Origin of the sequence: Rhodocytophaga aerolata (genome assembly GCF_030503435.1) — a bacterium.
Taxonomy (GTDB): domain Bacteria; phylum Bacteroidota; class Bacteroidia; order Cytophagales; family 172606-1; genus Rhodocytophaga; species Rhodocytophaga aerolata.
In genome coordinates, this window is sequence record NZ_JAUKPO010000004.1 from 144669 (window position 1) to 169053 (window position 24385).

A 24385-nucleotide genomic window follows, 5' to 3' on the forward strand; every position below is an offset into this window, starting at 1 on the left:
TTCCATTACTCAGCCACAATCAACACGGTGTGATCTTCTATGGGCTTGAATTCGCCTTTTTCTCTGCTGCCATTTTCAAACCGTTTGAATATCCGCCACTCCACCTTCTCGGTAGTAGGAAATATTTTTTTAACCGGCAGAGGTACCTGGCTACCCGTATATTCGATGGCTTCTAATTCTTTACTTATTTCTCCTATGGCCCGCAGTTCTACTTTTAAATTTCTCAAACCTAAGGCTTCCGGGCTACGGCCTTGCCAGATAAAAATGACCTCATTAATATCCATCCGTTTCAAATCTATTACCAGGGCATTGGTTTTTAGTTCGCCTTTATCCAGTCTGATAATTCGGCCATCCTGCGTAATAACCTGCGCTTCATAGGTCAGCTGGTCTTGGTCGGAATGCAGCTTGATTTTGATTTCTTCTGCTACAAATGCTGGTCCTTTTATCCGATGGAGCTCTTTAATGGGCTCGTTCAATAGCGGCGAGGCAACACGTATTTCCAGTAAAATTTCACTCACTTCCTCATTCTTTCCGGCAATAACCGGGATCAGCGTAAAGGTAGATTTTTGAAAAGGCTTGTTGATAATTATCTCATCATCCTGGATAAACAAAGGCTCCGTTTTAACAGAAGGCCTGCCATCGTGGTAATGGTATTCCTTGGATGCTTCCACAAAAAGGAGGCTCTTATCTTTGCCTCGGATTGTCCAAGTTTCCCTGGTATTTTCGGCATTGATGGTAATAATTTCTATTCCTATTATTGCTCCGTCCGCATCTTTTAGTTGCAAGGCCACATCTATACTTTTAAACTCTTCAAAAGAAATATTGCCTTCCCGGATTTCAATGGTTTTGAAAAATACATACGTATCGGGAAACAAAATCAGGTTTTCGTTGGTGCTGAAAACAGGCTTGGTAATAATTTCGGCAGGGCTGCTGATATTATCAATGGTGGTATTATAGTTAAACCGGAGCTGATAAAAATAGCCAATGGGTTCATCTCTATCATACAACCAGGCAATGTTACTCTCCTGGCTGCTGCCTTTGTGGAAAGTCAGGTTTTTTAACGGGTCAACCGTTGCAGGAATCGAAAATCTTCCTTCCGGCACCTCTTCTACAATGCCATGCTTGCTCCGCCAGATGATTACTTCTGCACTTAACAAATCATTTTTGGGATCATTAAAGTCATGTACCAGTTTGATAGATAAAGATTGCTCCCGCCAGATATCACTGAATATTACCCGCTGAATATATTTATTCCGGTTCTGGGCAATCTGCTTGCCCAATACCCATAAATGCGACTGCGGGTTGTGTGTACGGATAACCGTAGAACGTTCCCGGTAGTCTACTTCAATTACTTTTTCATGAGAGATTTTTTCTTTGGTGAATTTATAAGATACCCCCACGACCGGCACCATACTATCCAAGTTGGTTACATTGACGGTTTGCGGATTTACATAGGGACGGAATATTTCCCGTAAAATACTCTCCTTGAAATCCTTTACCATCTCATCAATCATTTTCATGGTTTCCGGATCTTCTACCTGCGTTAATAATTCAATTTTCAAATCTCCATCTTCTTCTAATTTTTTAGTGAGCCAGTTTAATTCTGCACCCAAAGAAAACTTTACATAATAGGTAAATTCAGCCTTTACGCCTAACTGATGGGCAATACTGTCATAGCACCTGCCCAGATTGGCCCAGATCCGCAGGTCTACTGCCGGACGGATAGCAGTGTATTTCAGGTCATACAATACACCGGCTACATTGCCCGTATCCCCATCCAATGCAGCCTGTATCAGGGCGGTTCCTCTCCTATCCAGCCGTACATTGAACAGGCTTTTCAGGTCACCGGACATCAACGAAGGCTTTTGTGAGCCTACGATACTTTTAACAAAAGCGTCTTCTCCTAAGGAATTGGTATTGCTTGTAATGGCATCCAGTACCAGTAAGTTTACGGCCCCATCTTTCCAGGGAGGTGCCGTAGCACTGACTGTTTCAGGGAAAGCACCATTTCCTTTGAGTTGCTGCAAGGCTTTTTCTAAGCGGGCAGGCGAAACGGAACATTGCACCCCTAAGGATAAGATGGCTCCGGCTGTTTTGCGTAAATCATCAATCCCACCTTCCACAATATCGCCTTCGTTAAATATCTGGAAGAACAGTTCGTAGAACTCAGACGGATTTCCATCGGGAGATGCTTGTGGAGCAAGGCTTACCTCATCCGGAAAGTAATAGACCAGGTCAGTAAGCTCATGGTCTCCATAAAAAATCAGCCCTTCGTGTGTGCCAAGTGGTTTTGCTAGATCAAGCATAAATTCTCTTATTTACCAGATATTTGCCGGAATTTCAATGTTTATTTTCTCACTACTTTCTGTAATCCAGTCGGACTTATAACTCTCACCGCCACGTCCTCTGGCCCGTTTCCGGTAGGCAAATTCGCGGTGGTTAAAATCAGGCATAGGATGTTTGAATTCAACTGTATCGCCTATTTGGGCAAAAGGCAAGCGTTCACTTTCTACCAGGATATTGTTGGCTTTATCTTCGTATATAAATTCTACACTCACCTGTTTGATGTCCATTGCCTCAAAATTGGGAGATTGGGTAAGCGTAGCCCGTATAATACGTTCAGACTGGATGTTGTCATGCACCACCAGAATAGGTCCCTGGTGCAGGTGCCAAGGGCCTTGTATAATGGCAGCATCGGTAGTTAAACACGTTACCCGGTATTCAAAGGCTTCTTTGGCTGTATCTAAACTGGTAGCAACGGTTAATTTGGATTCGGTTAACTCTTTGGTGAAGTCAAATTTTCTCTGGATGTAATCTATTCGTTCGGCATCTTTGATGCGTATTTCCAAAATGATTTTACTGGTTTTTTCCCAGTCGGCATTACAGACCAGATCTACCGACCATTTGTTTTCAAAAATATTGGGGATAAAGAAAAAAGCTGAACCTACATCGGTAAAGGTAGACCGGTGCTCTTTTGATTCGGCAATAAAGTACGTAAGTTCCAGGTCGAAGCCAATGGGTATGGCTTTGTTGGTAACGATCGATAGTACTTTCTGCTCTTTATCTGTGGCAGAAAACAAGAAGGTTCTGTTTAAGACAGGTATCCGGTCATTTTTATCTACTACTTTTAATGCGGCTTCTATCAGATGAGCATGTTCAAAAATACTGGTATCGTCCAGGCTTATGGTTATTTCGCGTGTTTCAAAATACTCAGCCGCATTAAAATAAATATACGGGCTATTTTCTGAATTCCAGTCGATTTCCAGTTTACTGGGCAGCCGGTTAGAATCTGTTGTCATAAACAGGGTAGTCCGGTAGTCGTAACGGTATTTGCTGTCTTTTTTCCGCGTAAAATTGATATGGTTCTGCAGGGCATCGTCCGTATCGAATACCACACTGCGTTGTACGGTTATTTCTTCAGCCTCTGTATCTACTACCCGGCATTCTATAATGACAGACTTGATATTTGAATTTTTAAAAGTATCGGCAGACAAACGTATTTCTACTTTCTGGTCGATAAAGGGTATTTCATCCAGCTTAATCCATTTAATTCTTTCTTTAACTCCCCCCACTGCCCGGATCATCGAGGAAAGTAAGGATTGTGGATTAAAAGGATACGTTTTCACATTTTTCTGAAACAGATTTACCGTTGTCTCACTTAGTTGCGTTTCATCGATATTCCGGCGGATATGATGTACCCCTGGGGCGATTGACGACAGTACCCGGCTTACACCGTTAGCTATCCGGTCTTCTAGCTTAGCGGAAGCACTTAAGGGAGAAGAAGCCGGCTGAAAAAGTTTTTTGATTATTTCCGATTTCAGTTCATTCAGCAGGCTTTTCATGGCTTCGCTTTTGATTACCGGGTCCAGTTCCTGAATCTCAATTTCAATGGCGCTGCTCTCCCTTAGCCGGTCAACGGCTTCTGTAATTTCATCGGTGTAAAAAATGAAATTGGTTTTGTCAAACTGTTCAAAATGATGGTACACTTTAGCCCAGTTCACTTTCATCCGGGCTTTAAATACTGGGGCTATTCCCAGCATTTCCAGTTCGTAATGCACACTGGCGGCAATCACATCTGAATCCAGGGCAGCAATGAGCATTTTGGCATCTTTCCCCACAGCCCTTACTACCAGTGAGGCGATGTTATCTCCGAAAATGGAAGGTTTTACCTCAGAAGTGACAAACCACTTTTTGGGGTCTGGCTCGTCGCCAGCAGCCGCCACAATCAGATATACTTTGCCGGAATGAATGGGTGCGGGCACGAGTATTTTGGCTTGTACACCCAATCTGTCTTTAACTTCTTTTTCAGCCAGCTCCAGCTCCTGGGCAGTTGCGCCAAGGCTAACATCCATCATCAGGCTGGCTTCCATAATACTTTCGCTTTCGATACCAATTCCGGATTCCGGCAAGATAGCATAGGCTTCCATTTTTGGCGCTCCATTGGCATCCAGTACAATAGAAGGCTGTAACCGGACATAATAGAATACATCTGCATTGGCATCGTCCCTGAAAATAGTCAGGTTCCCTGCTTCTAAAAAAGGGGCTTTGTAACTAAGCATATCTGTAATTAGGCTGGTTCTGGCGTGGTCAGGTCTGGCGCTTTGAGGATAAGAATACTTCCCATATTGGTACCTGTTGATTCAACAGTTGTTCCATCCTCTTTAATCAATGTCAGCTGGTACGCATAGCCGGCCGTGTTGGTGTTGGTGCGGGGTACATACCAGGTAATGAGTTTTGCAGCTGATTCCTGGTCCAGGAAAATTTCCCTGGTTGTTTTATTGGCTGCATCTCCGTACTGTAAGGTTAGCAAGGCGTTGGTGAACGAAGTGCCTAACTTAAGATGGCTGGCATTGATATTCACTTTCAGGATTGGCAATATCAAAGCTTCTTCGCCTGTTCCCTCAATCCAATCAGATTTGGCAATGGCATCTATAGAAATAATGCGGTAGCGGTACTGGAATTTGTTCTGCGTTTTATCAAGCAGTACCAGTTTAGCCATTGCCGGTTCCCAGTCATCTTCTGCGGAAAGCTCTACTTTATCAGTGCTGGAAAAATGGTTAGCCAGGTCTTCATAGGTAAATTCTACAATAATCTTTCTCACCGATTCGTCTGGCACCTGGGGCAGTTCCACACTCAGTTCCAGCATATCCTGGTACGGGCTTGGCACCAGTACTTTTACCGTGTTATTTTCTGTCAGGTAGTATTTTTTTTCAGGAATTTCAATTGAACTGCCGTCTTTGGAGAAATAGGTGGCTTTATAGGTAAGGGGGGCATCAATGATTTTACCCAGAATTTTTGTGAGCTTCTCCCCTTCCGGCTTATCAGTTTTTAGTACTACAGTGTCTATAAAATGATCCGGGTGGGTATCCTCCTTATAGGATATATCTACCTGGATGGCTTTTACTTCGTTATCTCCGGTTAATGAGTTAAGAATTGGGTGAGGAATAAAGTTTACATCAATTAAGCCCAGTTTGCCAATGTTAATATTGATATCAGAATTGGTAGATTCGGAAGGCAAGATCACCGGCTCTGAAATGCCTTTAAAGTATACCTCAGTGGTATATTTAACAATGCCATCATCTTTTTTAGGTCTTCTGAAATGCCATACATCTTTGGGCGAATCTTTTTTGAATAACGCAGAATGCTTCTGATCGGCACACGGATAGGTATGATTAACGACAACCGCATTAACAAAAGGTGCTTCATCCCAGGGGGCATCTACCGAAGTAGTAATCGTAATGGTTTCAACCTCGTGTTCGCTTAGGTCTACCAGTTTGGTGATATGCTGCTTTTTGCTTTCAGGCACACCTTCCAGAAAATTCATAATGGTGCCCTGTGGCGCAATCTGCCACTCCACCACATCTTCCTGCGTAAAACGCAGTTCCACAAACGAACGCACTTCTTCCTTCATCAATTCAATCATTGAATTTTTGCGTTCTTCTTCGGTCATGCCATGTACCCGGCTCTTAATAATTTCCTGCACCTTATCTTCAATGAGCTTCATAGCCATGTTGCGGAGCTGGCTCACGTGTTCATCAGAGATTTCGGAAGACCCTTTTCTGATTTCTATATTCATCAGGCCCTCTTCTACTAGTTTGCTAGTTACCTCTTTCACATTGATGCGTTCCACATCGGCATCCGAACACCCCTGGTCGGTATTGCGCCAGACGCGTTCTACTTTTCTTTCAATTTCACTGGTTTGGGTGGAGCCTGCCCAAGCTCTAATTTCCAGGCTGGGTAAGCGTAATTGAAATTTGAGGTCATAACGGATACTGATTGCCTTGATGCCATCTTTGAGTGCTTTGTACCAGATAGCTGCTCCGGTAGGGCTCAAACGCAAGGCAAAAGCCGCATTATTATCGCCTATCAGACTGGCAGATCCACCGGCAGACGACCAGGGAACCAGGTCGCCTCCCTGCTCTTCCAGAAGCGTTACGGTGCCTTCTATAAAATTCACTGCCCCGTACCTGATTTCTTTTACAGATGGTATATCCGGTTCAGGAATGGAGGTTTCGCCACGTGCCTTTGCAATTAATCCCAGGCGTTCTTTTTCCTTCTTGATCAGGGCTTTTCTGCGACTTTCCTGTACCTGGGCACTTTTTAGTTTGCCAGATATTTCTTCTAGGATATCTTCGCTTACGCCCAGGTGGGCATCAAAATTAATCCAGCCACCAGCCAAGCCGGCCACACTTGTGGTAGATCCGTCGGCCTGGTCGGTCCAGAAAAGTCCGCTAAAGATAGGCTGTCCGTTTTCTATTCTGATTTCCGGACTGGTTTTGATGGCATAAAATAAGTTACAGTCTTCATCATCGGGAAATACGGCTACATTTTTATGATTGAGAACACTCGGTATAGTTATCATGGATGTTGATTTTTACTTAGGTGATTAACTGGTTAATTTCTGAGGAATGACACTCAAATAATTGGCGGCTGTGGATTCGGGGTTCAGCCAGTCGGTCCAGTGCGTCGGATTGACCACGTAAACTGTTCCAACCCTGTACTGGTATTTCCGGCTGGAAAGCTGCTGGGATTTCAGAATCTGGGTAATACTTCTAGCCATTTCAATAGAAGCTACCGGTTTGTTTTTGTCCAGCTGTACAGAAAAAACGGACCCGTCCTCATTCTTAATTTCCACACTTACCAGATGCACCTGCTGAAAAGGCGCCAAGGTAGCTTCATCCAATTGTGTCCATCGTTCAAACAGCGGGCAGCTTACTTCCAGCCGCCATACCTGCGGGTCTCCAGTGGCATAGTCAATAACTTTACCCAACACTTCATCCGGGCTTGTATTTAATGAAACACCATGCGGCTCACAGATCAGTTCTGTCCAGAACCTGTCGGCAATGTCGGCTATATCTTCCGTTTTAAGCAGTACCTCTTCTGCGGCTTGTTTGTCGACAGCAACAGGCCAGGAACGCTGCACCCCAATCTCGTAATCTGCATCGTATACGGTACTGCCTATTTTTGAGAGCAACATCAGTTCGGCTCCGTTTACTGTTATGGGAAATGTGTTCGTATTGTTGATCTTGAAGCCTTTAATGGCTACTTCGTCGTCCTCTGTTTTTTCAACCACTGAATCAATGGCTACCGGAATACCGGCTAATTTCCGGATATCCAGCTCTACCGGAATAGATGCCAGACTGATCTGCTCCTGGCCGCCTTTATCCGAAATAAGTTCAAACACAATGTCTCCAATGATCCACTGGCCATCGGTTATTTCGCGCTTAAAGAAATCAAAAGACTCCAGCGAGCAATCAACCATTAATGTAAAGCCATTTACCGGATCAATGGAACTGATCGTTTCCTGGATTTTGCCTCTGAACACGGCATTTTCTCCGGCGAAAGCTTCCTTCAATTTGAACTGTGCCGATTTGTACCCGCCTAAGCGCAGCTTACAAAACTTAATGGTACCTTTAGAAAGGCTATCTAAGGTCCGATAGAGGTCTTTCTTTGCTTTTGGATTGTAATAGGGAATCAGCGTAATACCAATATTGATTCGGTACATTTCCGGTTTATTGGGATCTTCGCCTGCCAGCATAGAGATAGATATTTTTGGCTCCCCATTATGTTCTTTGGCTTTGATCCGGAATGATTGCGGCAGAAAATAAAAATCATCCGGCTGGGTAGTAGGCCTGTAATAAATGGTATAGGGCACATTTTCTTTCACCAGATTCACTACTTCCCATTTGAGAGCAGGGTCTTCGAACTCTGCAGATAAGGGTCCAAAAACAGCCTGGTCCTGCTTTGTGTACTGGCGGACAATTACATGGCGGAGATCAATTTTCTGCGGCGGCTCAGGTGCTGGAGGGGTGTTGTCTACCTTAACGTCTTCCACTACTCTATCCCGGTGATCTCTTATTATCACCTTATCTTTATTCCGGTGGTCTCTTACTACTACGCCGCCTGTTTCCTTGTCTTTATTCCGGTGGTCTCTTACTATTCTGGCATCCATTATCCGCACACTATCTGCTATATTTGCACTAAACGCAGTTGCCACTTTCACTTTGGGTTCTGCTTCTGCCTGTTTAGCTACTGTGTCGGTAATAACGGCACTAAACATAACAGGCATTACCACAATTGGCGGGGTTTCAACGGTAGATGTCTGTGGTGATGCAGCAGGTTTTTGCCACCACATTTCGGAGGTAACCACCAGCTGAAAGGTAGCCGATTTGCTGGGGTCTTTTAATTCAATAAGCAAGTCTTTAATTTCATCCCAGGCAATTTCCGTTTCGGCATGCAGGTCTTGCAGAATATTAATTTCATTCATCATGGGCGACTGGGTGATCGCCAGGGGTTTTTGAATTTCCTTTCCGGCAGCCTCATACTCCAGGCTTATCTGCGAATTCCTGATAGAAAGCGGGTATACATCCGCTTCGTCCCGGTACACTTCGATAATACAGTGTAGCGTGATTTTTTCTGTATTCTCTTCTTTTGTAAACCAGAATGCATCTGAATCCGGAAGCACGTCGCCTCCGGATCTTCTTTTGATTCTGAATCTGGGTTGCCCATATTTTTTGCCATCTACTACGTATACCCGGTTTGGATCTACCGGTGCCTCCTGCAACTGATTGGTGTAAGCCAGGTAATACATCATCTTGGTATGCATCTGTACTGCCGTCATCTTGATTGCATTGGATGCAACCGCATAACTTCCATTTTGTGCCATGACAAAGTTGTTTTAGAGTGTAGGAAAAGATGCTAGTTTATACTGATGGTTCAACTACCGGTGCTGGCGGTTCTACAACTGGGGGCTCTTCTACAATCAGCAGATCTGTGGTATTCTCTTTCTCGTCTACCTTAATTGTTGCGCTGCCGGCTTTGGCAAACTGGAGTGAATAAGTAAAGGGCTTCCCTTCGGCTGAAAAGGCCATTACTTCAAAGCTTTGCATCATACTGTTGGCATCCAGGCGGATGTTTTTCCGGACGAAGTAGTTCTTATCAGGTTCGTTGTAGCTGACTGTTACATACACTACCTGCCACTTGTTCCAGTCCAGCAAGCCTCCGTCGATGGTCAGTGCTTTTATATGCCGTCTGAGGTGAATAGGGGGAATATCTTCGTCCGTTCTGGATTCTTTCCAATCCGATGTATAGACAATATCATCCTTGTACTGTACAAAGTAGCGGTATTTGAATGTATCTTTTGCATTTTCCCGCAGCCGCATCGACCAGTCCCAGGTTTCAGTGGCATTAAACCAATGTGAATATTCTTCTTTAATACCCAAGGCTGTATCTTCATACAATATCTCCACTTTTGCCGTTTTCACGGTGTTTGCATCCAGGATTACATCAAAGGAGGCTTTTGCTCTTCCTGCCAGCAAATCGTCAATCATCAGCGTTCCTCTGGTATCGGTTTTCTCCCGGCCAGTGGCTTCTTGTCCGTCGGCGTAGAGGTATTTTACCTGATAGGTGTAGTTTTTATTTTTATGCCCGTACATATAACACCGCCAGTTTCCGTTAGGCTTTTCTTTGCTAAGCCTGATTTCTTTTTTGGTATCTGGCTGATTTGGCTCTTCCTTGTACTGCAGGTTAACTATGGCTTCTTTGATCAGCGTCCAGTCGATATCACCAGCTATACAATCAACAGTGATGAAACCAAGTTTGTCGTAGGAGATAACCAGCGACCGGTCACTGATGTTATTCAGCTGGATAGGCGGAGGCGAATCAGCGGTGCCGATATAGGAAATTTTGGCTTCCACATTATAGAAATCCAGTAATTGTCCTTTGTCATTTCTGGCCATGGTTACCCGGAACGTGTATACTTCGTCTCCCTTTTTATAGAGGAACGATTTTGAATTTTCCCGCACTACATTGGTCTTGGCGTCCCGCTGGCTGTAGGATACATTCACAATAATGCTGTGGATATTATCTGCCACAAAATCGGCATTCACCCCCACTTGCACTTCCAGAATCTGTACTTCCGGGCTGCTGATATCAATATGCCGTACCAGTTGCTTCCGTTGGTCCTCTGTCAGCTGGGTAATTAAGGTACCATTCGGATATCTTCTGAATTCCACGGTGCCGCTTTTCTTGAAATGGAAATCCAGGCTGTTGATTTTGGTTTTGTCAACATCATTGCGGAAATAATAATGCGTTTCCACATTAGGCCGGTCTCGTTCAGAGGCACTTACGCCCACATTCGGATTGGGTTTAGGCTGCCCGTTTCCGGTGGTGCCATCTTCCCCTTCGGCCTCTTTTTCCTCGCCAATAAAAGCTGTCTGGAAGAAGTTAGGCAAAATCGTATTCATGATTGTATCCATCAGGGTAGTACGCAGGTTGGTTTCCACTTCCCGGATTTCCTCACTGTTTGCCGCTACATCCCCAAAATCGGTAATTTCAATATTGATCACTTTCCTGTCAATCATTTCCTCTATCAGCCTGGCAATATCTGTTTTGCTGGCTGTTACACTTCTGGTGTCTGTTTTCCGGTAATAGCCGATGCCGCTTACTACTTTCACCCCTCCTCGTCTGGTTTTGCTATAATCTTCCTGGTAGGTTTGCATGTGGTCGTAAATCTGGGTGGAATTGGCAGTAACCCGTACTTCAATATTGGGCACATAGGCAAATCCCTGCAAATCATACCGGACGATGGCTTGTAGAGGGGTCAGGTCATCTGTGTTATTTCCTTCCCCTTTGTAGCCTTTGGTGAGCGCATCGTAATAAAGTTGTGCGCCCTCTATACCAAACGTTGCATAAAAGGCCGCAGAGTTTGATCCGACCAAGGAGGGTTTTACTTCCGCACTGGATTGTTTCTTAAACGTATCTCCCAGGCCTTCGAGTAACTCCAGTCTGGCCGTTCCTTCCTTCCAGGTGTTGGGGGTGCCCAGCTTGATTATAGGTTTGTTTGCCCGGTTTACCGGCATAAATCTCCGGCCGCCACCCAGCTTGTTGTATAACCTGACAAACAGATGGTTGGGATTTTCAACAATGGTAGCCAGATACTCGGTAATGGTGTTATGTTCCTCTTCCGAAATAGAGAGGTCGGTGGTAAACAATAACTGCCCTAACTGGCTTTCTACCAGTTCTTTATTGGGGCTGCTGGCATAGGCGATATCGGCATTTCTGGAGAAGAAATAGAAAGAGAGCTGGGGATTGCCTTTGTCATCCAGGGCTATTCTGGGCCTGCCCCGTAATGCATAAAATGTATCGTCTTTTTCATGGTCCCGGAATATTTCGATATCGTCTAAGCCCGGAACTTTCACAGTTGGAAATAACATTAACATGGTGGTAGGATTTTATGGAGTGGAAATTAAATATTGGTGATTCTAAGCAAGAGTTCATCTAGTCCGCTGGGCACTACTAAGTTGAGTACTTCTTCCGACCCATCTTTCTTAAATACATTTACTACCGCACTGAGGGGGTCAGCTACATCTACTCCTTTCAACACCACCGTATCTTCTGCTTTGGTCTTTTTCAGGATAATAGTTTCCAGAGGGGTAGCGCCACCTTCATTGTCGAATACTTGCACCTGAATGGCAGCAATGTTTTCATTAAAGGTATCTGCGCCAAGCAGTGTGGATATTTTGAGCACTTTCAGCCCACAGCTTTCCAGGCTGATGGGAGGTTGTTCAATGGTATAGGTACGTTCGAGGCCATCCAGAATATCTCCATTCTGGAGCAGGAACTGGGTAGTGGCCGTCCAGATCCGGGGGTCTTCTTCTTCTACTACAACCGCAAAAGCTGGTGGGGGAGTATCGCCATTCTGCGAAGTCAGCACAAGAGCTTTTGTTATTTCTTCGCCCTCCACATTCCGGTAGCTAACTTTTACTATTGCCTTAGAAATCAGGCCGGCAGTATTTACCAGAATCGGCGAAATGTTGAGTACTCTGGTTTCCGGGCGGTTTACAATCACCTGCGAATCTTTTAAATTATTAAACTCTTCTTCAATGGTATCTTCTCTGAAAAAGAATTTCTCACGTTTGAAATACACATATGTATCTTCTAAGGCCGGGAAAATGAGGAATTTCTGCAGGTCTGTAGCACCATCTTTGAAGATTACTGTCCGGCCGTTGGCATCTTTTCCCGGGGCCACAAATACCTGCACGGACTGAATACCATCTTCTGAAAAATTGATATTACCTGGCTGTATTTCTACCGGAATCAAGGGTGAGTGATCAGAAATATTTACGGCAATATCTCTTTCTGTCACATTCTCAAATGTACGGGAGCGGATTTTGGTTTCGTGCGTACCTATTATGGAGCCGGGCTTATGAATAAATTCAACAAAGTAATCATAGGTGAGGGTGCCAAAATCATCTACAAAAAAGTTAATAAACTTCCGTTGCTCCAGGGGGTTTACGGCTATACTGATCTCATGTTTGCGTTTGCTCTTATCTCCTTCTCTCTCCCGGAAACCATACGAAATATGGACGATGGCCTCCCTGATCTGGAACTCTTCAAAATCAAGGGCTGACCGGATTTCTATGTTAATTTCTTTGAACGGACCATCTCCCAGGCGTACCAGCATCACCTGCTTATCGGCATCAAAATTTGTTCCTTCCAGGCTAAGAGCACCGGATGGATGATACGTATGGGTTTTAGCAGCCGCACTATCGAATATAAATTTACGCTTCACCTGCTGGGAAATAGACCTGTGCTTCAGCGAATAGCCTGCATTAATACTGATATTGGTTCCTACCTTCTCTGGCTGCTCCGGTGTTGGGGAAGTAGGCGTAGGTGTAGGCGTAGGCCCGGTGGGTGTAGGCGAAGTGGGTGTCGGTGTCGGGGTTGGTCCGGTCGGCGTAGGTGAAGTAGGTGTCGGTGTCGATGTCGGGGTAGTCGGTGTCGGGGTAGTGGGTGTAGGGGTCTGTCTGGGTGTAGGCTCAGGGGTAGGCGAAGGGATAGGTGTATCTCCTCCATCATTGCTGGGCGGCACCGGTGGATTTGTTGGGGTTACCGTTGCTGTAGCCGTAGCAGATACCGTAGGTGTGGTAGTGGCAGTAGCGGTAGGCGTTACTGTTGCACTCGGCGTAGCTGGTTGTGTAGGCGACGGGGTAGCTGTGGCTGTTGGGCTAGGTGTGGGTGTAGCCGTAGCTGTTGGTGTTGGCCTTGGTGTGGCACTGGCTGTTGGCGTAGTACCCGGATTTTCTCTCTCACTTGGCAAGGTGCTTCCCAACACATTGTAATCTTCCCGGGGTATAGCCGTGGCATCAAATAAGGTAGGCGAAAGCAGATCTTTTACAATTTTCATCACATCCTGGTTATCGGAGCCCAATGGATTGCTGGTGGTTCCTCCGCCGGTATAGTCAATCTGGTTAATGGTAATAGCGCCCTGGTTTACCAGGGCGCGCATAATCAGATCTATGTCATTATTGGATACAATTTTCAGGTTTTTGGAAGTAAGATTAAAATCTGCATCAATGTGGTGTTGCCAGAAATCTTCAGTTGCCTTAAAATCTACAGTAATATCCAAATGGTAGGCGGGCATCAGCCCCTGAAACTCCAGATCGTATACAATCCCCACCTGCGTTTGCGAGCCTTTTTTCAGCAGATTCCACATAATTTGTGCTTCTTTTCCGCCCAGGCGCACAGAGAAAACAGCTGTTTGCCTGCCAAATAACGAAGGTTTGGTAGAACCGGCTACACTAAAATCTACAACAGAATTGGTATCTCCGCCCGTGCTTCCGAACATCACTAATTTTACGGCCCCATTGGTCATAGGCACTTGGCCTAGTTGCACCTCTCCTGCTTCTGATTCCAGTTTACTTTTTAGTTGGTCCAGTTCTGCTTCATTGGGTCCCAGTTCTACTTCAAGTGTTAAGAAACCACCTGTTCTGTCCATATCATCGGTAAAATTCGGTTCGGTTCCTTCTACCACTTCGCCATCTATATAGGCCACAAATTGAATCCCTTTGCCATTATTGGCAATCCGCACTTTGTCTGATGGCAAATACCAGTACTTGGAGTGATTATGGCTGTCGCGGAATACGGTAATCCCGTTAACAGTGAGTTGATGTTCAATAGATAACATTATCTGGTTGTTTTAGGAGGCGTGAAAATGCTTTGTGCTGCTTAAAAATTTACAGGTTTGGATCTCTGGTGCTATTTTCCCATTCGAATAATCTTCCTGGAATACTACATAAGACATGGCCGTATGGCCAGAAAAAAGGCTGTTGATTGGCCCAGTATAATATGGCAATCCGGTACTTAACCGGATAATCGACGTTAATTTTTGTTGAATCTGCACTACCTCCGGGCCCTGTGAGCCGTAACGTATCAGGCTGCCGGAAGACGTTTGGTTTTTATTTTCAAAATCGGAAAAGGTAAACAACAGAAAAGTAAAATTCTTTTTATCCGCGCCTACTTCATTTACCAAATCCACAAAGGTTTGCCAGCCATTCCAGGCGGTATAAGTCCTATTGGAGCGAACATACTCTTTTGGTTGCCCAAGTATGGTCATACATCCGGAACTGCTGTAATTCATCTTCAGCATAATGGACCCGGCTAAATCGGGCTGATCCTGTCGCGGCTCTGTTCTGGCTGCATGCAGATTATCACCAGCGAGTACCACGGTATATACTGATTGGCTCCAGTCAAACCTAACTGTGTGCGTTAATCTCTCCACTGGAGGTATTTCTACCAGGCCGTAGCCATCCATTAAGAAGGCCTCGTGCCTTTGAAAGCCATGCTCGTTTCTGGGATGTACGCCCCTTCGTAATTCGTATCTTCCCGGGCAGAGTATGTTAAATGTAGCTATGCTGGATGCATGGGTAAACAGGTATTTTTTTGACGGCACCGTACTCCCCGGGAATAGGGCAAGTTTACTGTTTTTAACATCCCATAAACCAATCGTACAACGGGCCGTCTTATAATTTACCCTGGTACGCCTGATTGTCTGATATGCTTTGAGCTTTGTTGCCTCCACAAAATCCCCGTGTAATACGGCTTCAGGTAAGCTCCCACGAACAGCAAAAAAAAGATAGTCTTGCTCTGTAAGGCTGTACTGGTAAAAATTGCACAGCTCAGCCAATATGTCGGCATCAATTATCATCCTGATAATTTTTTACAACACAGGTTGTTGACAAGCATACGAATAGAAAAATTTATACTGAAACCGCTTGGTAAGGATTTCAACTGTAGAAAAAGAAAGATCTCTAGGGAATTAAAATGTTATCGGATGTTTTTGTTTCGTTGAGATTTACTAGAAAAACCATTCACTAACCTTTTGCGGATTGAAATAAAACATTAAACCGAAAAGATACAGGTGCGAACAATGCCTTTTTAAAGGACTTACTGAAGTTGAATCTGACCTATTACCGGCAGATTACTATGATAAGAATTTTAATACCTAAAAATAGACATTTATAAAAAAAAATCAAATAAAATTTATTTAGTGATAAAATAGTTTGTAATTTTTTTTATAGAAACCTCTGTAGATTACTTAATACCACCATACCCTATGAATTTGCCTGTAAACAAGAATAAAATTGTGTTACTCCATTGGAACGGACGGTTTGGTAACAGATTATTTACCTATGCTTTTCTGCGGCACTATGCCGATGAATTTAATCTGGAAATATGGTTACCCTCCTCATGGGAAGGCGACATTTTGTTTGAAAATACAGTGCACAAATGCATTGAAGATGATGAGCTCCGGCTTTACTTAAACCAGACGATGAAAGAGCTAGATACGTTAGATGCCAGGCTGGAAGCCATTAACAGGTATAACCTGAAAACCGGCGATGCGATACAGTATATGAACCCGGATATAGAAGCTGAATATGGGAGAGTGAATATATGTATTGATAGTTTATGCTGTTATCAGTCCTATATTTTTACCAAGTACTCCAAGGCCAAAATGCTTACTGACTATTTTAGGTTCTCTGAAAAAGTGTTAAACTCAGATTTATACCGGCGAATGGAAGATAAACAGGGCACCTATCATGTGGCACATTTAAGAAGAGATGATATAGCGAACAGGGCTAATGTTACCAATCAGGGGTATTCTGTTATTTCCAAAAAATCGTATGAAAAGGCATTTGTACAATATGGCTATGACCCTAAAACAATAGAATGGGTAACCGATGACAGAACCGGAAACTGGGGCATTCCTCCACTTTCCTTTGCCGATGACTGGAGTTATCCGGAAGGGTCAGTTTTTAGGAAGGATATTTTTTTCACCTGGCTGCCAGACTTTTTAAAGTTAAAATTTGCAAAAACAATTTTCAGAGCTAACTCTTCTTTTAGCTGGTGGGCGGCATTCCTAAGTAATGCAGCCATATATTCCCCAAGACTTCATACCAGAGAACTCTTTCACCAAACAGGAAAGGAGCTGGAGGTTGAATTTGAGGAAGGAAATCATCCGCACTGGATGTGTGTCAAGGGAGTCGACCACTGTGATGATATACACATACCTGCATAATTTCAGGCAATCTATCCGCTTTTATTATAGGGAATCCTACTTCCACGTCAACCTGGCGTGTCTCTAGCTGAATACTTCCACCCAGATGCTTCCTTGTATTTACTCTGCGTAAGGTAAAAATATGCTGAACTTAGTGCCTTCATCTACTTTACTTTCTACCTCTATTTTACCGCCGGCATTTTCCACGATCCGTTTTACAATGTAGAGTCCGATGCCTGTGCCTTCTACGTGCGTATGGAAGCGTTTAAACATTCTAAACAGTTTTTTCAGGTTATTTTCTGCGATACCCATTCAATTATCTTCCACCCTGATCAACAAATATTGATCGATCCTGCGGGTTTCTATAACAATTTCTGGCGTTCTTTCCGGGGAGCGGTATTTGATGGCGTTCGATAGTAAGTTATAGATAATGGAGCGCAGATTCTTTGGAGCAAAAGCTATTTCTTTCACTTCAATACGCTTATGCAAGACTACTTCATTGCCATTCATAAGCTGATCTAAACTTGAAGTTACTTCGGCTACCATGTCATTCACTGATACCACTTCTTTGTCTGCATCTTCTTTTTGCACTTTGGCAATTTCTGTAAGGTCGGAGATGGTAAGCTTTAATCTGCTGATGGAGCCTGCAATCATAGAAAGTATCTGGTTCAGTTCATCATCTAGCGTATACCTGGTAATCAGTTTTTTTGTAAGGGCAATGGCCAATCCCTCCATGTTAGCAATGGGTGATTTTAAATCGTGTGAAGCGGTATAGATAAAACTATCCAAATCAGTGTTGATCCGGACAAGCTCCTGGTTTTTGTTAGCCAGCATTTCAGAATATGTCTTCTGGTCATCAACATCGGTAAATGTACCGACCCACGAATTAGTGGAAGCTATATACACCCCTTTTCCGGCATGCCAGCGGTAGGCTCCATCGAACCGTCTGATCTGGATTTCGCAACTGAAGTCTTCCAGGGTTTCCCGGCTTTTGCGCCATTGTTTTTGTAGGTCTTCCCGTTGTTCAGGTAATACGCTTTCAATAAACATTTCCTGGAAGGGTGTCTGGTCCGTATAGCCTGTATACTCATACCAGCGGCGATTAATATACAGGGATTCTCCGGTAGAGGCTTTATTTCCATTGGTTATAAACGGATTGGTGGTCCATACCATTTGCGGCAAGGTTTCAGTGATCTTTTCAAATTCCTTGTAGGCTTGAATGGTCTTGTCTTTTTCTTTTGACTCTTCCAGCTGAGCGCGTAGCTCTTCATTGAGTGCTTGCAATTCTTCATTTACCCTTTTCCATTGTTCGGCCGTTGGTATGTCTATAATTTTCGGAGTAAACTTAATCAGCACGGCCGCTGTACCTATAGAAGCCATTGCCGTAATAATTCTTGCCATCACATCCAGGGTATAGAGTGGCTTCCAGATATTCACCACATCAAATACGTGGGTAATGCCACAGCCTGCAATAAAAACAGCAAACAATACCGCCATCCAGACATAGGTAAAATCTTTCCTTTTTAAGTAGATATACAATAAGGCAAGCGGAATACAGAAATAGGCAATCGCAATAATACTATCGGATATGGCATACGACCAAAGCACCCAAGGCTCCCAGAAATAGCAATGTCCGTGCGGCATAAACCGCTCATCTACCAGGTCTGTTAATTCAATCATATAGGGAAAAGGTTAAATAAGAATACAGGTACATTTGCTTCTAGCGAGCAAATGCCTCTGCAGAGTAATGTTAGAGAAATTTATTTATACTATTCAGGTCGTTCTAGGTTAATCCTATATAAAAACATTTTTTTATTCCTGGAAATAATGCAAAAATACTTAACAAGCATCAGCGTTAGTTGGGTTGTACTAAGATTTTTGTCTGAAAATACTTACGTAACTCCTAGACAGATTCAGCTTCTTTTGCTGCTTTAGTAATCGTTAAACTAACAGCGTATCTATATGTTTCCAAGCTCTGTTGCAACAGAATCGCCTATATGAACATGGGCCCGGCCGGAGGCTGCCCTGCTATTCCCTAGAAATTAGTAAATTGGCACACAAATCTATTTTTATACCTACTACTATATGGATATTTATGTGGGCAGTCTACCTTTTAAACTAAAGGAAAGTCAGTTAAGAGAATTATTTGAACAATATGGAGAAGTTTCTTCGGTAACCATTGTCATCGATAATATCACCCGCCAGAACAAAGGCTTTGGATTTGTGGAAATGCCTGATGTAAGGCAAGCACAAAAGGCAATTAACGAATTGAACGGCTCTGAAATTAGTGGACGTACAATTATTGTCAGCAAGTCGGAAGGAAAAAAGGATGCTAAGCGAAGAAGATAGCCTTCCCAAAGACACGTTTATCTGATAGCTTTTCCAGTGAATAATTATTCCGGTAGGAACCTGCTAGGTTTTGAAAACCTACCAGGTTTGAGCGTAAATCTTCGGTCATTATTTGCTGAAAGAACTAAAAGAATTGCCCTCCTACTCTTATGTAAAGTCTAGCGCAAACCGGAATGCTGCCATTTACTTTTAGAGTTACAATTCCTGCAAAGCATTTGTACATTTTTTAGTTTACCGTCCTTTAAAAGTAATTAGCAATCTTCTGTAACTCTGTTTGAATTTCGTTTTGCTTTTTCTCCCCGGCTAGCAGGAATGAATTCTTTGTGGTATTCAGCTTATCTTTAGTTAGGTTTATATCCTGGCTTAGCTGGTTTATTTCTGCCTTCAGTGCATTTACCCGTTGAGACAAGGCCTGTAATTCCTCTGCTTTTTTTTGAATCAGCGATTCTTTTTGCTTTACTTCTTTCTGGTATTGCGTAGCATGGGCACTTTGAAAAGTATTTAAATCGCGGCCTATCAGGTTTATGTATTCCTGGCCGGTTGCCAGGAGTTTTTCTTTCGTAAGGCCAGAACTTTTTAGTATGTTATAAGCAGTTTTATACTTTAAGGCTTCATCTTGTATATCATCAATATCTAGTTTGCTGTCAACAAATTCTTTATAATCCGGCCCCTGAAAAAGCGGATTTTTAGCATTGGCCTCTTCAATTAATTTTTCAAAATACTGTTCATGTTCTGGTAAGGGTCCAACCAAGGTACCAGATGGAGAGTAGGTAGGTGTCTGGCTGGCAGGCAATGGCTGAGGTGGATTTGCCGCATTTTCCGTACCTGTGATTAAGGGATGTTTGGCATTCTCATCTATCTGAGGAACAGGTGGCGGTACTGGAGAGGAAGTTGGATTTACCGCAGGTTTTGGAGGAGTGACCAGGGGTGGACTTCCCCCGGCCTGCTCCTTTTTTTTATCTTCATCAAATTCAACGAACGGTGTTAATAGTTGCTTTAAAAAACTCATAGGGCAGCAGCAGTTGGTTGTTTTTTCAGGTTTAGTAAAAAGCCAATGGTAAAGTTGGCATCCCAGTCGAATACAAAGGTATCTGTCTGGGTGGCGTCTACCATTGCTTTGTATATGTTTAGTCCGGAGGCCATTTTTTTATCGGCTGCTTTATACGATTCGGGTGCCCGTAACACGGTATATCTTTCTTCACCTTTCCGGTGCTGATCAGCCAGTGTAAAAGGTACGCCTCCCAACACAAATCCTACGTTCCGCTTTCCTTCTGGTACTTTACTCATGCCTCTTTTTACTTCATTATACACCTGCTCATCGGAGGTTCCTTTCTCATAATATTTTGCTCCGGGCAATTCTATGGATTGCAATTTGCCGTTTTCTTCCCACGATACTTTTGTATTGCCAGACCCAATATCTACCATAAACGAGTTATCGGCAAAGGAAGGGGGCACAGTGGCTTGAAAGCCATATTTTGCCTCTTGCTCTGGCGTTACATTGTTTACCACATAACCCATTTTTTTCAGCTCATTGCCGATTATGGTAGTTTTTGGCTCTTTTTGGGCTCCGGAAGAAATAACAAAGTGCATGTCTTTTTTATTAACTCCTTTGTCGAACATCATAGCCAGGTATTTTTTTAAACCAGCCCGGATGTCTTCTGTGGTTGCCAGACCTTCGTAGGCCAGTGATTGTCCAAAATCTTTGGATACAATTTCCCACCGCCGCTGATTATCCATGTTGATTACAAAGGAATTGAACCCGGTGGCTCCCACTTCCACTACCCCGCGTAAAACACCATCCTCTGGTTTTTCTGGCGTGTAACTAAACTCCCGGTCTTCGGCATTCGCATCTGTGCCGCTTGAAGAAGGGGAAGTATTCTCTGCCTTTGTATTTTCATTATTGGGTGCCGGAATTTGTCTGCTTTCTGAGTTATCCGGTTGTTCTGTGGTAGGCAGGGTGGCCGTAGCATCGCGGCCCTGGTCTGATAGTCGTGGCGAAATAGCAAAATAGGCAAGCGCAGCTATGACCAATACTATAACAATTATACCTGCAGGTTTGAGTCTCATTTTTTAAGTACGTTAAGTTTGTTTATCAATGATGTAAATCGGTTTTATGGCTTGTTTTGTTGCATCTACTACTCTTCTTTGTATGCTAAACTCAGCTATTTATTGGCTATGGTAACCACTACCACCCGTCCACCCTCTTCTTTAGAGAGCAGTAATTTTTTGCCGTCTGTTAGCTCTACCATCGTATTAAGCGGCACTTCTTTATTTTCAGTTAAATCTTTCAAGGAATCGAGTTTCTGGTTCACCAGTACCCATTTGTTGTAATGATAGGTAAAATAGCCTACCGGTACTTTTTGCTCATCGGTCAGCTTTTCGTTTCTCACTACATGCCGGTTGACATGCCACTGGAACAGATACTGATTATGGTAAACCATTAATCGGTGATTTTCAGGCTTCCATACGGAAGGTTTAAATTGATAATATAAATCCAGTACGGGCAAGGTGCCTTTAACAGGTGTTCCGCAAAACGGACACTTAGGCGAGGTGGTGTTATCAAATACAAACCATTTCTGATCGCAGGATGCATTGCTGCAGGGCTGCATCAAATCGGTTGTTTTTAGCAAAGCCTGCTCCCACTGATCGGCATTGGGCCGCTGGCTAGGGTTATGCAAACCGGTGATAAACGCCTGGTCGAATAGTGTTTTCAGGTAAGGGCCGGTAATGGTATAGGGAAGTTTGGTAACATCTGCCCAGGGTAAGGTCCATTTCGACACCTGATCTAATTTGGGACGGTTAGATGTATCGGTAGGGTGTTCTATAAAGAGTGCTTTTTCACCCATGGATAATAGATCATCTTGTTCAGTATCCATAGAATTTACCTTCCCTCCTTTCAGCGGATGCCGGTACAATAAATACATATAGATCATCACCGGCAAGGCATGCAGATCGGTTGTACGGTTGGCATGTTTACGGGCAGGGTCTCTTAACTCCAGGTGCTTGGTAGCCAGTACCTCTGGTGCAATAAAATCTGCTGTCCCAATAACATCTGGCGGATACAATCCGGGTACCACCAATCCATCAATATCAATAATAGTAGCTGAGCGGCTTACCGGATCAATCAGCACATTTTTGTAAGAAAGATCCGAATGGGCTAAACCAGCGGCATGCAGGCGTTTTACACCTCTGGCAATTTTTACGCAAATCTGGAAATAACTTAGCCAGTTTCCCAGCTCACTCTCATCCAGACGCAGGGCAAACTGTTTGTTTCTAAACTTTGCGGAGGCAAACCATAAGCCTTGTTTTTCTTTGCCTTTGATGCCTTCACTGGTGGCATATCCTTTTTTGAAGAAGAAATTTTTATTGTAGGCCGGTACAATTAACCCTACCTGGTTGTTGGCTTCTACCATATCGGTTGGCCAGCAATAGAGTTCTTTGTAATAGTCGCCGCCTTCCCGGTTAAAAAAGCTTTCGTAATACTGTGTTACAATTTTCTTTAACCGTTCCCTGGAATTATAATCCTGCTTATCGCGGTAAAAAGCCACTACATACGACTTATCTGGGCTAAAATAGACATCTTTCATTCCGCCCCGCATAGGCTCTCCGTTATCCACATACTGGTAGGTTTTGCCAGGATGAATAGTAGATGGCACCGACTTTATATTCGTTGCGGGTTTAGGAGAATAGTTGTTGAAATTAATCACAGCATGAAATTTTTAGATTGATTCTGTACGTGTTCACCTACTAATTTTGTCAACGTATGGTATGGTTGTAAACCTATCTTCTTAAAATACAATAGCCAGGGTGCGGTCGTCATGATTGCCTGGGCTCCAGAAATCCATCCACCTGGAGAATTGTTCCTCAATAGCTTCATTGTCTGGGCGTAACTCTACTTTTACTCCATCCTGGTTATTTCCATTCAGATCTGCTAAAAACTCCTGCCACTTCTTCACATTGGGCAAATTTGCCTCTACCACAAACTTTGGGTCGTAAATGCCATCTGACATCAGGATTAAATACGAGAAATCTTCTACCAGTTTAAAACTGAATCTGGTAGCAAACTTGTCACTCTGAAATATTTCAGGCATAGTGATAAACCTGGTTCCTCCACCGAATTCTCCTACATCTATCCAATTAAGTAAGGTTACGGCGGATACATCTTTGTTTAGTACTGCCGCAGGGCAATCGCCAACGCCAAATGATAGCAGGGCATAGCCTATTTCATATTTTTTAAACAGGGTAAAAACAAGCGTACTACTCATATCTTTCAGCGTAACGCCTGCTGTTGCAGCAAAGGCTTCTAACTGTTTATGTGCCCTAAAAGCTGCCTTTCCCAACGTATTGTACACAAAACGGTTTAGCTTCTTTTGTGTATCATCGCCAGTATTTGCTGTATGTTGTTGCAGTAACTCATCAAACTGGATCAGACTTTCGATGGAAGCGGCATCCTTAAAATGGGCTAGTATGCTCTGGCAGGCAATAGCAGACCCTTTTCTGGAAAGCTTGGCACTTCCGGCACCGTCAGATATTACCACTATACTCCAGCCATTTTCAAGATTGGCAAAAGCAAAATCGTCTTCCCGGAATGAGCCTACATTGGCATGCGAACGGCCCCGTTTGGAAGAAACCAGTATATGCCGGTCACTGAGAGGCGCTAACACGGTTACAGCATCCTCCTTCCAGTAAGGGTCAGTTGAATCACTGGGAAGGTTTTTCCACAAACTTTTCGGATCAGGATTAATAATAAGCGTCAGCGGCTTCTCATGAAAAGCTGCTTCCTGCGGCTCACCCTCGATCTTGAATTTAAAAACAACTTTTATATCCCCGCTTTGCGTAGGAACACCAGTAATTTGTTTGGTCGTGCCGTCGTAGGCTAAGCCCACTTGCTCCAGGCCCTCTACCTGAAAAGCAACAATATCGTTCCAGTTGGTTTGCCCGAAATCTACTTTTGCTTCGTAGGGTTTACCTACTGTTGCGTTGGCAACACGAAGCGGCTGCTCAAGTATGGTTGCTAGCTTGTCTTCCTGTTTCCACCTGGCCATAAGTGCTTGTTGTTGTTGACTGATGATCGTAGCTGCCGTTTGGGTTTGCTCGTTCTGTATAAACTGTTCAAACAAAGCCATCCGGTGAGCAGGTATCGGAATGTGATTACTTTTGAAAAGCTGGGCTACCAGTTGTTTTACATCGCTCATTCCT

The 24385-nt window shown here is 43.7% G+C and carries 15 protein-coding genes; 2 read left to right on the plus strand and 13 right to left on the minus strand.

What is annotated here, in order from left to right; genetic code table 11:
• Positions 1 to 5 precede the first annotated feature (5 nt).
• Genes Q0590_RS09460 through Q0590_RS09490 form a run of 7 tightly spaced genes read right to left on the minus strand, consistent with a single transcriptional unit; the run spans position 6 to position 15487 of the window.
• Positions 6 to 2306 (minus strand): hypothetical protein, encoded by a 2301-nt coding sequence (locus Q0590_RS09460; RefSeq protein ID WP_302037278.1) that lies wholly within the window; start codon positions 2304 to 2306, stop codon positions 6 to 8.
• 12 nt (positions 2307 to 2318) lie between these two features.
• Complete coding sequence (locus Q0590_RS09465; RefSeq protein ID WP_302037279.1) at positions 2319 to 4559, minus strand: hypothetical protein; 2241 nt, start codon at positions 4557 to 4559, stop codon at positions 2319 to 2321.
• Positions 4560 to 4567: 8 nt separating this feature from the next.
• Complete coding sequence (locus Q0590_RS09470; protein WP_302037280.1) at positions 4568 to 6862, minus strand: hypothetical protein; 2295 nt, start codon at positions 6860 to 6862, stop codon at positions 4568 to 4570.
• A 24-nt stretch (positions 6863 to 6886) separates the two neighbouring features.
• Positions 6887 to 9166 (minus strand): hypothetical protein, encoded by a 2280-nt coding sequence (locus tag Q0590_RS09475; protein ID WP_302037281.1) that lies wholly within the window; start codon positions 9164 to 9166, stop codon positions 6887 to 6889.
• A 37-nt stretch (positions 9167 to 9203) separates the two neighbouring features.
• Positions 9204 to 11714: a hypothetical protein gene (locus Q0590_RS09480; RefSeq protein WP_302037282.1), complete on the minus strand. Its 2511-nt coding sequence runs from the start codon at positions 11712 to 11714 to the stop codon at positions 9204 to 9206.
• Positions 11715 to 11746: 32 nt separating this feature from the next.
• Positions 11747 to 14467, minus strand: a complete 2721-nt coding sequence (locus tag Q0590_RS09485) for a hypothetical protein (protein WP_302037283.1) — start codon at positions 14465 to 14467, stop codon at positions 11747 to 11749.
• A 12-nt stretch (positions 14468 to 14479) separates the two neighbouring features.
• The gene (locus Q0590_RS09490) at positions 14480 to 15487 is read right to left on the minus strand and encodes a hypothetical protein (RefSeq protein ID WP_302037284.1); all 1008 of its coding nucleotides are present in this window, start codon (positions 15485 to 15487) and stop codon (positions 14480 to 14482) included.
• Positions 15488 to 15895: 408 nt separating this feature from the next.
• Between Q0590_RS09490 and Q0590_RS09495 the strand changes: the two genes are divergently transcribed.
• Positions 15896 to 16858 (plus strand): O-fucosyltransferase family protein, encoded by a 963-nt coding sequence (locus tag Q0590_RS09495; RefSeq protein WP_302037285.1) that lies wholly within the window; start codon positions 15896 to 15898, stop codon positions 16856 to 16858.
• Between the two features lie 99 nt (positions 16859 to 16957).
• Here Q0590_RS09495 and Q0590_RS09500 read toward each other — a convergent pair whose 3' ends face one another.
• Positions 16958 to 17149, minus strand: coding sequence for an ATP-binding protein (locus Q0590_RS09500; RefSeq protein WP_302037286.1), 192 nt, complete (start codon positions 17147 to 17149; stop codon positions 16958 to 16960).
• A complete protein-coding gene (locus Q0590_RS09505) occupies positions 17150 to 18517 on the minus strand; it encodes a sensor histidine kinase (protein WP_302037287.1) in 1368 nt (455 codons plus the stop codon).
• A 405-nt stretch (positions 18518 to 18922) separates the two neighbouring features.
• On the opposite strand from Q0590_RS09505, the gene rbp reads away from it, so the two are divergent.
• Positions 18923 to 19186: an RNA-binding regulator gene (gene rbp, locus Q0590_RS09510; protein ID WP_302037288.1), complete on the plus strand. Its 264-nt coding sequence runs from the start codon at positions 18923 to 18925 to the stop codon at positions 19184 to 19186.
• A gap of 241 nt (positions 19187 to 19427) precedes the next feature.
• On the opposite strand, the gene Q0590_RS09515 is transcribed toward rbp, so the two are convergent.
• From Q0590_RS09515 to Q0590_RS09530, 4 genes are all read right to left on the minus strand, one after another.
• On the minus strand, positions 19428 to 20195 hold the full coding sequence (locus Q0590_RS09515; protein WP_302037289.1) for a hypothetical protein: 768 nt from the start codon (positions 20193 to 20195) through the stop codon (positions 19428 to 19430).
• Entirely contained in the window at positions 20192 to 21253 is a 1062-nt protein-coding gene (locus Q0590_RS09520; RefSeq protein WP_302037290.1) for an acetate and sugar kinases/Hsc70/actin family protein, read from the minus strand. Before Q0590_RS09520 ends, Q0590_RS09515 begins: the two co-directional genes overlap by 4 nt.
• Before the next feature lie 95 nt (positions 21254 to 21348).
• On the minus strand, positions 21349 to 22893 hold the full coding sequence (locus Q0590_RS09525) for a helix-hairpin-helix domain-containing protein (RefSeq protein WP_302037291.1): 1545 nt from the start codon (positions 22891 to 22893) through the stop codon (positions 21349 to 21351).
• Between the two features lie 81 nt (positions 22894 to 22974).
• Positions 22975 to 24381, minus strand: a complete 1407-nt coding sequence (locus Q0590_RS09530; protein WP_302037292.1) for a PP2C family serine/threonine-protein phosphatase — start codon at positions 24379 to 24381, stop codon at positions 22975 to 22977.
• Between the last annotated feature and the right edge of the window lie 4 nt (positions 24382 to 24385).

Excerpts from the sequence above, each read along its gene's own strand:
- Q0590_RS09460 (WP_302037278.1), bottom strand. The coding sequence starts at position 2,306 with ATGCTTGATCTAGCAAAACCACTTGGCACACACGAAGGGCTGATTTTT.
- Q0590_RS09465 (WP_302037279.1), bottom strand. The coding sequence starts at position 4,559 with ATGCTTAGTTACAAAGCCCCTTTTTTAGAAGCAGGGAACCTGACTATT.
- Q0590_RS09470 (WP_302037280.1), bottom strand. The coding sequence starts at position 6,862 with ATGATAACTATACCGAGTGTTCTCAATCATAAAAATGTAGCCGTATTT.
- Q0590_RS09475 (WP_302037281.1), bottom strand. The coding sequence starts at position 9,166 with ATGGCACAAAATGGAAGTTATGCGGTTGCATCCAATGCAATCAAGATG.
- Q0590_RS09480 (WP_302037282.1), bottom strand. The coding sequence starts at position 11,714 with ATGTTATTTCCAACTGTGAAAGTTCCGGGCTTAGACGATATCGAAATA.
- Q0590_RS09485 (WP_302037283.1), bottom strand. The coding sequence starts at position 14,467 with ATGTTATCTATTGAACATCAACTCACTGTTAACGGGATTACCGTATTC.
- Q0590_RS09490 (WP_302037284.1), bottom strand. The coding sequence starts at position 15,487 with ATGATAATTGATGCCGACATATTGGCTGAGCTGTGCAATTTTTACCAG.
- Q0590_RS09495 (WP_302037285.1), top strand. The coding sequence starts at position 15,896 with ATGAATTTGCCTGTAAACAAGAATAAAATTGTGTTACTCCATTGGAAC.
- Q0590_RS09500 (WP_302037286.1), bottom strand. The coding sequence starts at position 17,149 with ATGGGTATCGCAGAAAATAACCTGAAAAAACTGTTTAGAATGTTTAAA.
- Q0590_RS09505 (WP_302037287.1), bottom strand. The coding sequence starts at position 18,517 with ATGATTGAATTAACAGACCTGGTAGATGAGCGGTTTATGCCGCACGGA.
- rbp (WP_302037288.1), top strand. The coding sequence starts at position 18,923 with ATGGATATTTATGTGGGCAGTCTACCTTTTAAACTAAAGGAAAGTCAG.
- Q0590_RS09515 (WP_302037289.1), bottom strand. The coding sequence starts at position 20,195 with ATGAGTTTTTTAAAGCAACTATTAACACCGTTCGTTGAATTTGATGAA.
- Q0590_RS09520 (WP_302037290.1), bottom strand. The coding sequence starts at position 21,253 with ATGAGACTCAAACCTGCAGGTATAATTGTTATAGTATTGGTCATAGCT.
- Q0590_RS09530 (WP_302037292.1), bottom strand. The coding sequence starts at position 24,381 with ATGAGCGATGTAAAACAACTGGTAGCCCAGCTTTTCAAAAGTAATCAC.